The organism is Rothia sp. HMSC072B04 (genome assembly GCF_001813725.1).
GTDB classification, from domain to species: domain Bacteria; phylum Actinomycetota; class Actinomycetes; order Actinomycetales; family Micrococcaceae; genus Rothia; species Rothia mucilaginosa.
On the sequence record NZ_KV813803.1, the window covers coordinates 154,946 to 165,542 of the forward strand.

7 protein-coding genes are annotated in these 10,597 nt (G+C 60.2%); 3 read left to right on the forward strand and 4 right to left on the reverse strand.

The genetic code is table 11. The features are described from left to right. The 3 genes from HMPREF2928_RS09255 to HMPREF2928_RS05095 all read right to left on the reverse strand — a co-directional run. The coding region (locus HMPREF2928_RS09255; protein ID WP_304009770.1) for a biotin/lipoyl-containing protein at positions 1–132 on the reverse strand (132 nt) is incomplete at its 3' end. A 191-nt stretch (positions 133–323) separates the two neighbouring features. Then, positions 324–1,709 (reverse strand): dihydrolipoyl dehydrogenase, encoded by a 1,386-nt coding sequence (lpdA, locus tag HMPREF2928_RS05090; RefSeq protein WP_070634771.1) that lies wholly within the window; start codon positions 1,707–1,709, stop codon positions 324–326. A gap of 447 nt (positions 1,710–2,156) precedes the next feature. Further along, on the reverse strand, positions 2,157–3,653 hold the full coding sequence (locus HMPREF2928_RS05095) for a leucyl aminopeptidase (RefSeq protein ID WP_070634770.1): 1,497 nt from the start codon (positions 3,651–3,653) through the stop codon (positions 2,157–2,159). 434 nt (positions 3,654–4,087) lie between these two features. Between HMPREF2928_RS05095 and HMPREF2928_RS05100 the strand changes: the two genes are divergently transcribed. The 3 genes from HMPREF2928_RS05100 (at position 4,088) to HMPREF2928_RS05110 (ending at position 8,853) form a co-directional block, all read left to right on the forward strand. Continuing rightward, on the forward strand, positions 4,088–4,993 hold the full coding sequence (locus HMPREF2928_RS05100) for a PAC2 family protein (protein WP_005505492.1): 906 nt from the start codon (positions 4,088–4,090) through the stop codon (positions 4,991–4,993). 214 nt (positions 4,994–5,207) lie between these two features. Further along, positions 5,208–7,091 (forward strand): metal-dependent hydrolase, encoded by a 1,884-nt coding sequence (locus tag HMPREF2928_RS05105; RefSeq protein WP_070634769.1) that lies wholly within the window; start codon positions 5,208–5,210, stop codon positions 7,089–7,091. A 382-nt stretch (positions 7,092–7,473) separates the two neighbouring features. Continuing rightward, positions 7,474–8,853: an RNA polymerase sigma factor gene (locus HMPREF2928_RS05110; protein WP_070505981.1), complete on the forward strand. Its 1,380-nt coding sequence runs from the start codon at positions 7,474–7,476 to the stop codon at positions 8,851–8,853. Between the two features lie 505 nt (positions 8,854–9,358). Here the strand turns inward: HMPREF2928_RS05110 and HMPREF2928_RS05115 are convergent. After that, positions 9,359–10,504, reverse strand: a complete 1,146-nt coding sequence (locus tag HMPREF2928_RS05115) for an ADP-ribosylglycohydrolase family protein (RefSeq protein ID WP_070687534.1) — start codon at positions 10,502–10,504, stop codon at positions 9,359–9,361. Positions 10,505–10,597: the final 93 nt, after the last annotated feature.

Genomic DNA, 10,597 nt, shown 5'->3' on the forward strand with positions numbered 1-10,597 from the left:
AACCTTGTCGGTGGAAACCTCAACCAGGGGTGCGTCAACCTCAATGGTGTCGCCGACCTCAACGAGCCAGCGGGTAACGGTACCCTCGGTCACGGACTCGCCCAGTGCGGGCAGTACTACGGTGTGGGACATAATCTTTCCCGTTCTCCTTGTGAATGCTTGAACTAGAAAAATGTGAGCGGCGACCCGGATGCGCGCCGCATGCATCGAAGCACGTCGACGCGCATCCGGATAGGGGCGTTGTTCAGCGGATACGCCCGGCAACCGCTAACGACCAACGGTCGTCAATACTAAGCTGACGCGCTAACGCCAGTCAGCAAAATTTATGCGCTGTGCAGCGGGGTGCCGTTCAGGACCATTGCAGCCTCACCCAGGGACTCGTTCTGAGTCGGGTGTGCGTGGATGAACTTAGCGACGTCCTCGGGGAATGCTTCCCAAGCAACCCACATCTGAGCCTCACCAATCTGCTCACCCATGCGCTTACCAATAGCGTGAACACCAACGATGGGGCCGTCCTTCTGGCGGACAACCTTCACGATACCGGTAGCACCGAGGATAGCGGACTTACCGTTACCAGCCAGGTTGTACTCAGCGGTCTCAACGTTCTCAGCGCCGAACTTCTCCTTAGCCTTGGGCTCGGAGTAGCCAACGGAAGCGATCTCCGGGTCACAGAAGGTGACCTTGGGGATGTTGATGTCCTCAACAACGGTGGGGTTCAGGCCAGCAATCTCTTCTGCAACGAAGATACCCTGCTGGTAACCGCGGTGAGCCAGCTGAACGCCGGGGACGATGTCGCCAACAGCGTAGATGTTGCCCACACCGGTGTGCAGACGCTCGTTAGCCAGAACGAAGCCGCGATCCATGGGGATGCCCTGCTCCTCGTAGCCCATGTTTGCGGTGTTCGGGCCACGACCAACAGCAACCAGAACAATCTCTGCCTCGAAGACCTTGCCATCAGCCAGGGTGACCTTAGCACCGTTAGCGTCCTGCTCAACCTTCTCGAAGAGGGTGCCGGTGTTGAACTTGATGCCGCGCTTCTTGAACGCACGCTCCAGAACCTTGATGATAGCCGGGTCCTCGTTGGGGACCAGGTTCGGCAGGCCCTCGATGATGGTGACGTCAACGCCCATAGCGTTCCACATGGATGCGAACTCGCAACCAATCACGCCGCCACCGAGCACGATAGCGCTCTTGGGCAGGTAGTCCATCTCCAGTGCCTCGGTGGAGGTCAGAACGCGACCCTCAATGGGCAGACCGAAGGTCTTGGAGACCGAACCGGATGCCAGGATAATGTTCTTACCCTTGTACTCAACACCGCCGACGGTGATGGTGTCCTGAGCGGTGAGCTTACCCTCGCCGGGGATAATCTCAATGCCCTTCATCTTCAGCAGGCCTGCAAGACCCTTGAACTTACCGGAGACGATGCCGTCCTTGTAATCGCGAACCTTGCCCATTTCGATGGACTGCAGCACAGCGTTAACGCCAACCTTGGACGCCTCGCGTGCCTCTTCAGCCAGCTCAGCAGCGTGCAGGTACGCCTTGGTGGGGATACAGCCGGTGTGCAGGCAGGTGCCGCCGACCTTTTCCTTCTCGATCAGGCCGACGGTGAAGCCTAGCTGGCGTGCGCGAATAGCTGCAGAGTAGCCAGCGGAACCGCCGCCGAGGATGAGGATGTCGAATTCTTGAGCCACGATATTGCTCCCTTGCATAGTTGTGGGGGCTAAAGACCCCTGCAATGAGTTCTTTACCAATTTATTGGTAGGTTCCCCAGCATGCGCGAAAGGCCCGCGACTTACAAAAAATCGCGCGCCCCTCCGCGTACGCAGAAAAACACTTAATACAACAATACCCCCGTTGGCGGTCGTTTAAGTTCACTCAGGGCGGTTTTAGCCGATTAATCACCCAAACAGCGCAAATTTTTCACCACTCAAGAAAAGCGGCGCGTCATAGAACAGTCAGATGGCAGGGAACAGTCAGATGGCAGGACCACCACAGCGGTCGCACAGAACGTGTCCGAGAACAGACGCAGAGGAGGGCTCCCCGGTAGAAATACCGGAAAGCCCTCCTCTGATCAGCTCTATGCTGGCAGATGTCTATGCTGGTGGATGCGCACGGACACGTACCTAGTGATGCCGCGCGCCCAGTAAAGCTACAGGCTACTTAGCGTACGACTGGATGAAGTTCACCAGGGTAGCGGTACCAAAGCCGGTACCTTCCTTCGGGGTGAAGCCGTAGGGTGCCTCCTCGTTGAACGCGGGGCCCGCAATATCCAGGTGAGCCCAGGGGATGCCCTCGCCCACGAACTCCTTCAGGAACAGACCCGCAGTCAGCGCGCCACCGTAGCGGGAACCAATGTTCTTGATGTCAGCGACCGGGGACTCCAGGCTCTTACGCAGGTAGGACTCCAGCGGCATCGGCCAGTAAGACTCACCCGCAGCAGCACCGGCTGCAATCACGCGGTCACGAATCTCCTCGTCACCGAGCAGAGCCGCGGTGCGCAGACCCAGAGCAGCCATAGCGGCACCGGTCAGGGTAGCGATATCCAAGATGACGTCCGGGTTCGACTCAGAAGCCAGAGCAATACCATCAGCCATGACCAGGCGGCCCTCAGCGTCAGTGTTCAGAACCTCAACGGTACGGCCATCACGCATGGTGATGATGTCCTCCGGGCGCAGTGCGTGGCCGCCGGGCATGTTCTCAGCCAGGCACAGGTAACCGGTCACAGCAACCGGAACGTCCAGTTCAGCAGAAGCGAGCACAGCGTTCAGAACGGATGCGGCACCCGCCATATCGCACTTCATGGTCATCATCGAAGCGGCAGGCTTCAGCGAGTTACCACCGGTATCGAAGGTGATGCCCTTACCGACCAGAGCCACGTGAGCCTTCGGGTTCTCAGGGGTGTACTTCACAACGGCAAGAACCGGCTTGCGGGGCGAACCCTGACCAACACCGGAAATGCCGCCGAAGCCCTCCTCAGCCAGGCGGTCGTGGTGGAACAGCTCAATCTCAATGTTTGCGTAATCCTCAGCGACCTCAGCAGCGAACTCAGCGAAAGTCTCCGGGTACAGGTGCGACGGAGGCAGGTTCACCAGGCGGCGAGCGTCCTTAGCGGTCTCACCCAGAACCAGGGCGTGAACCAGAGCCTCCTCAGCCTCTTCCTGGTCAATCGAGGAAACAATCAGAATGGAATCGATCTCTTCCTTAATCGAGTCCTGAGTCTTGCCGCGCAGGCCCTCCTCAACGAAGTTACCCAGCACAGCGCCGTGAGCAATAGCCTCAATTTCCTCTACCGAAGAAACACCGAAATCGAAAGCAATCTCCTCAGCGGAACCAACCAGCTGACGAGCCGCAGAACCAGCAGCGTAACGCAGAGCGTCCAAACGCTCCTGACCCTCAGCAGTATCAGAGCCCAGACCCGCCAGCGCCACAATGCCGGCACCGGTGTCCTCAAGACCGGGCAGACGCAGCAGCTGATCGGGGGCACCCGAGGCGCCCAGCGCCTCCAGCAGCTCGTTAATACCCTCAACAGAGTCCTCAGACAGGGAGCTCGGCGCCAGGTACGCACCGTCAGCGCCCTTCAGAACGCCCAGAACCAGAACGTCAGCTTCGAGCGCTTCAAGGTCGGTGCTGTGAATAGACAGAGACAGAGACATCGTTACTCCTTTGCGTATGTCTTCTCAAAATAGTCGGGGCACATCCTCGCGCCCGAAAAACTCAACTGTAGGCCCTCGAAGAGTGAGGATGAATACCGCCGCGCAAAGCCGCGCGGACTACTGCTTCTACTCTACACGGATATGTAGGAGTGCGTGAGGTTCAGCTCTCACTCCCAAACAGCTTGCAGGGCAGAAAAACGCACAAGAAGCCGAGCTGTAACCTCTTAAGAACGTCGACGAGACATCAAACAAGTTCACCTACTGTGAGAAAAGCCCGCGCACTGTCGAGACAGGGCAGTAGTGGCATAAAATGAAAGACTACGGAAAGCGTCAGATAACAGAAGACGCCCCTTCGCCCCAACACCTCGGGTACCGGCAGAAAACACTAAGCCCACCCGAACGCGACGCGAACCAGACAGAAGTGAGGAGGCGTAATGCTCAACCCCGAAGATCTCTACTTAGCCAACACCAAAATATTGGACGACCCCAGGATGCACGGGCTAACCCTCGTCATCGCCCTCTCCAGCCCGCAAGACGCAGGTTCCACCGCCGGTCAGCTCGGGCAGGTGTTGCTCAGCGAGCTCAAAAACATTGAAATCGTCGAGTTCGACAGCGACCAGCTGCACGACTATCGCGCCCGCCGCCCCTACATCCGCTACGAAAAAGACCACTTCGAAAAGCCGCAATACCCGCAGCTGAAGCTCTACGCCGTAGAAGACAGCCTCGACAAGCCGTTCCTGCTACTCACCGGTGCCGAACCGGACCTGCAGTGGCAGCGCTTCGAAAAGGCGGTGCTGACCATCGCCCAGCGGGTCAAGCCCTCCCTGGTCGTGCTGGTCTCCGCATTCCCCATGCCGGTGCCGCACACCCGCCCCTTCCCGATTACCGCGCACGGCTCCCGCAAGGACCTGATTCGCGGCATCTCCCCGTGGAAGCCCAGCGCGGACGTGCACGCAACCGTCACCAACCTGTTGGAAGTGCTCTTCACCGAAAACGGAATCGACACCGTCGGCTTCGGCGTGAACATTCCCCAGTACATTTCGGAGGCGGACCTGCCGCAGGGCACCCTCACTGCCCTCGAACACGTGGGCATGGCGGCGCACCTCTCCCTACCCACCGAGAACCTGCGCGAAGCCGCACGCCACGTGCACAGCCAGATCAACGATCAGGTCAAGCAGAACCCCGAAATTGGTCGCATGATTACGACCATGGAAGAGAACTACGACGAGAACTTCCGCACCTCCGACATTGCGGTTCCCCTCTCGCGACGCGACGCGCACAACGTGCCCAGCCGCGACGAGATTGGTGCGCTCTTCGAGCGGTTCCTCGACGAACAGTAAAGCGTGCGCAGTAGGGGATACCGCCCGTCAGATAGTGCCTGACAGATATTGCGTGACAAATTATGACGCGGCACCCCGCGCCGCTGTGGACAAACCCCGGTAAACAAACGAACAATACGAATAAATCTGTGGAACCTTCGGACACATGAACCGAAGTATCCACAGATTTATTCGTTTAACCCCGAACCCGCGCAACCCATGCCACCGTGAAGGCATGAACGCAAATAATATCCCCAATGGCAACATCTCCAACGGCAATATCCCCAACAGCGGCTACGACACGCCCCCGCCCATCCGCAACGAATACGACGTGCTCAGCTGCGCCCTCCACCAGCACGGCTACTGGCCCGACCACTCACTCATCATCCTCACCGCAACCGACAACACCCTCGGCCCCAGCCTGCGCGTCAACCTACCCGACGAACCCTGCACCCTGCCCGAACGCGCCGACTTCCTCCACGAAACCTTCACCAAACTCCCCACCAGCCACAACGGCGAAACCCTCACCCGCTTCTACGCCATCATCATCGACGGCGACAACACCGTACGCCAACGCCAACTCAACCCCGACACCGCCCAGCTCGCCACCATCGACGAAATCCATAACGACCTCGAAACCCAAATCAACATCAACACCTGGCTCCACCTGCTCCACGACCCGCGCATCGTCAGCGAACTACGCTGCGAAGACGTCATCTACGCAGGAGGCGCCAGCATCTGGGCACTCAACCCCGAACAGCAAGCCCTCACCCTCCTCGCACCCATCGAAGAAATCCACCACAGCGGCTACTACACCTGGCTCACCCGCCACGGCGACACCATCGCCGACACCGCCCAGCACAACTACGCCCACAGCCCCTGGGACACCGACCCCACAACCAACCCCGAAATCCGCCACGACTGGGAAAACGCCGTAGAACTCTGGGACAACACCCGCACCAACACCACCCGGAACGATGAAGCCCGCCGCCAGGACATTCGCACCATCTACCGCCAAGCCCAAATCGACCTCTGCTACTGGGACGCCGCCATCAACGCCGCCGCGCACCTGCTCACCACCCACCCGGTCGATAACGCGGGCAACCCCATCACCGGTGACGCGCCCACCATCGGCGACGCACTCCGCGAACTCATCCCCGCCGAAATCGCCGGGCACCTACGCGCCTCCATCGCACCCGCAACCCTCAACCCCATCACCGCCGAAATGCTCACCTACCTCGCCGGCTACGGGCTCAACCACGCCCAAAAAGCGCTCGCCTACCTGCACTACTCCGCCCAATACACCTACCACGCCTTCGGCGGCGAATACCCCAGCCCCGACCGCGCGCCGCTCGAACCACCCCGCTACGGCACCCGCATCACCCGCAAAACCTACATCCCCGCCAGCTTCACCCACGCACTCAGCGCCACACCCGGTACCGAACAGGCACACGTACGCGCCGTGCCCGAAAAATGCGTGCAATGGCAAGACTGGATCCGCCGCACCCACCGCACCATTCAGCAGAGCCGCAGCATTCAACAGAACCGCAGCAACCAGCACACCAACCTCAACGGCTGGGCACTCGAAAACCTCACCCCCGCCGACCTCGCCAGCGCCGCCGAACTCAACACCATCAGCCGCGACCTGCTCCCACGCCTCGAGGAACACCCCAAAGACCACAACGCCCACAACAAACTCGAAAACCTCAAACAACGAATCGACGAAAGCTGCACCAACAGCGAATACCTCACCAAACACCACGCCGTCTACACCCACTACCTCAACGCCCTCAAAGGAAAACTAGACAGCCCCCACTGGGCACGCCTCAACGCACTCGAACTACTCACCAGCCTGCTCACACCCCACAGCACCGACGGAGAATACGCCGAACTACGCAACACCCAAGCCTGGGCCAACTGGTACAAGGGCTACAGCACCTACGCCCGCATGCTCCGCCAAGAAGCCCACCGCCACACATTCGGAAAGGACCTCAACATCCTCGATGTACACCTCAACGCAGGCAACCTACCCGCCTGGATCAAATACACCATCTGCGGCGAACCCGGAACACACCGCGAACCCATCAGCACCCTCAAACCGCGAAAGCCCAGCGCATAAAACCAGAAAGGAATAAACCAACAACAAAAGCAGGGGAGGGGGGCGCCGCCGGGCACGCCCCTCCCGCACACAGCCGCACTCACCCAAAACCAGGCCCACAAGCCACCCAAACAGCGCGTCAAGTTGAAAGCAACCAAAAATCTGCAATACTTATATATTGACCCCGTACAGTCAATGCGCTATAACGCGCCCTCAAACCGCTCCACACAACGAGCAACGGAACCCTGCAAACCGCCCAACGCACGCGGAATAAAACCCGCCCCCACAGCGTTAAACCGGATAAACGCAGCAAACACCCCGACCGAGGACGCCAGCACAGACTTGACAGGGTCTTAGGTGTTTTGCAAACAAAACACCCCACCACAAGCCAGAAAGGGTTCTAGTGGCACCTGCAACCAGCAAGAAGACCGTGACCGGCGACGCAACCGAAGAAACCGTCGCAAAAACCACCACCAAGACCACCCGCACCAAGAAGGCAACCACCAAAGCCGCAGCGGCAACCGAAGACACCACCGGCGCAACCGCCGAAACCGGTGCTGAAACCACTGCCGAAACTACTGCCGAAACCGAGGCAGACAAGCCCAAGCGCACCCGCAAAACCACCACCAAAACCGCAACCAAGCGCAAGACCGGTGGCCGCCGCAAAAAGAGCGACGACGAATTCGACCTCGCACTCGACGAAGAACTCGAAACCACCGACGGCGAAGACGAAACCGACGAAGAAGACGAAGAAACCGCAGCCAAAATAGAAGAAAAGAAGGCCGCAGAAGCAGTAGCAGCCAAGGGCTCCGGCTTCGTCCTCACCGCAAACGACGACGACGACGCACCCGCACAGCGCGTCGTCACCCCCGGCGCAACCGCCGACCCCGTCAAGGACTACCTCAAGCAAATCGGCAAAGTCTCCCTGCTCAACGCACAGCAGGAAGTCGACCTCGCCAAGCGCATCGAAGCAGGCCTCTACGCCGAACACAAGCTCGCTGAAAACCCCGACATGGACAAAGATCTCAAGAAAGCCCTGCGTTGGGTCGTCCACGACGGCAAGCGAGCCAAAAACCACCTGCTCGAAGCCAACCTGCGACTCGTCGTCTCCCTTGCCAAGCGCTACACCGGCCGCGGCATGCTCTTCCTCGACCTCATCCAGGAAGGCAACCTCGGCCTCATCCGCGCCGTCGAAAAGTTCGACTACTCCAAGGGCTTCAAGTTCTCCACCTACGCAACCTGGTGGATCCGCCAGGCCATCACCCGCGCAATGGCAGACCAGGCCCGCACCATCCGCATCCCCGTGCACATGGTAGAAGTCATCAACAAGCTCGCCCGCGTGCAGCGCCAGATGCTTCAGGACCTCGGCCGCGAACCCACCCCCGAAGAACTCGGCAAGGAACTCGACATGACCCCCGAAAAGGTCATCGAAGTCCAGAAGTACGGCCGCGAACCCATCTCCCTGCACACCCCCCTCGGTGAAGACGGCGACTCCGAATTCGGCGACCTCATCGAGGACTCCGAGGCAGTCGTCCCCGCAGACGCAGTGTCCTTCACCCTTCTGCAGGAACAGCTCCACTCCGTGCTCGACACCCTCTCCGAGCGTGAAGCCGGCGTGGTCGCAATGCGCTTCGGCATGACCGACGGCCAGCCCAAGACCCTCGACGAAATCGGCAAGGTCTACGGCGTGACCCGCGAACGAATCCGCCAGATTGAGTCGAAGACCATGTCTAAGCTCCGTCACCCGTCGCGTTCGCAGGTACTGCGCGACTACCTGGACTAGTACTCCGACTACCAACAACGGCGCACCGGTTCCCGCTCGCGGGGGAGTGCCCCCTCTGCGGCGCCGGGGCGCCTTGAGGACGGAGCCCCCGCTACGCGTGACCGGCTACGCCGTAAGGTTTAGTTTCGCTAGTTCTAGCACATACAGAAAAGGCTCTCCGACATACCGGAGAGCCTTTTCTGCTACTTATATGCGGTTGGAGCGACGGCTTGTGGACGATGCTCGCGGGGGAGTGCCCCCTCTGCGGCGCCGGGGCGCCTTGAGGACGGAGCCCCCGCTACGCATGTCCGTTGCGCCGTCAAAGTTCAGTTCCACAAGGGCTGAGTATGTCAAGTTGGCTTTGCGGGCGATGCACGTTATGCAGTTCCGTACAGTCGGCTCGCGGACAATGCTTGCGGGGGGAGTGCCCCCTCTGCGGCGCCCCAATAAGTGAATGGGCTAGGCGCTTTGAGGATGGGGCCTCCGCCATTACGCATGTCCGCTGCGCCGTTGAGGTTCAGCGCCGCTACAGGCTCAGCTGGCGCAGATAGCGGTCCGCCACCGCCTCCACCTGATCCAAACCACGCACACGACCCAGCGCCTCCGACCACGCATCAGCCTCATCGCCACCCACCGGGAAACCAGCCGCCGCCCACAACGCCGCCGTCATCGCACCCACCGAATCCGAATCCGAATCCACCGACACCGCACGGCACAACCCCTCAAACAGGGCACCACGCACCGTCGCATCATCAGCATCAGCCGACAGACTCTTCACAGCATCCGCCGCGCACCAGAGAGCCACACCCAACAGCTCAGGCGCCGTCCAACCCGTACCAAAATGCTCCGCCACAGCCTCCGGCACCGGCACCGTACCGCCCTCCAGCAGCTCGACGGCACGACTCAGCGCCGCCGCCGTACGCGAAGCATCACCCGGAATCGAATCATCCGCCGCCACCGAACCACACCACGACAGCACACGACGCGCCGACTCCAGCAACGCGTCAAACGAACCGGAGGGGGACGCCAACAGATCACGAATCAGCAACGCGTACGCCGCCGCCGAAGCCAACGCCTCCGGATGCCCATGGGTCAACGCCGCCGCACGCACCGCCAACAAAACCACCGTACGCTCCTGCGCCACCGGCAAAACACCCAACGCCGCCGAACGCACCAACGCGCCACTACCCAAAGCATCAGGAGTCAATGACTTCGACACCAACTGCATCTCACCCGAACCCAACGCCCGCAACGTTGCCGCACCCGGACCACGACGAGCCGTCAACTCCGACGAACCATCAATCTCACGATCCAACGAAAACGGCGCAGACTCCGGCAGAACCTCACCAATACCGCGGAACCACCGCAAATACGCCAACCACAGACACGCTAACTCATCCGCCGCCGCGCCCTCATTATTCCACTCCAAAACCTCCGTCAGGCCATCCAGAGTGAAACACATCAGCTGCGTATCATCACTGACCAGCAGCTCACCAAACGCCGACTCCCACGGCTTAGGGGCACGCTCCGCAATCTGCTCAGCCGACAACAACTCCAACGGATAACCCAGCGCATCACCCAACGCAGACGCACACAACAGGCCGCGCACCCTGCCCGTAAACTCAGCCGAAACCTCAGGTGCACGCGTGAACTCAACAGAAGAAAAACTCATAGGGCGATTATCCCATGTGCGTTCAGGACGCGGAGGCTAGGGCATAAGCGGCTTCGTGCTCATGCTCGCGGGGGAGTGCCCCCTCTTCAGCGC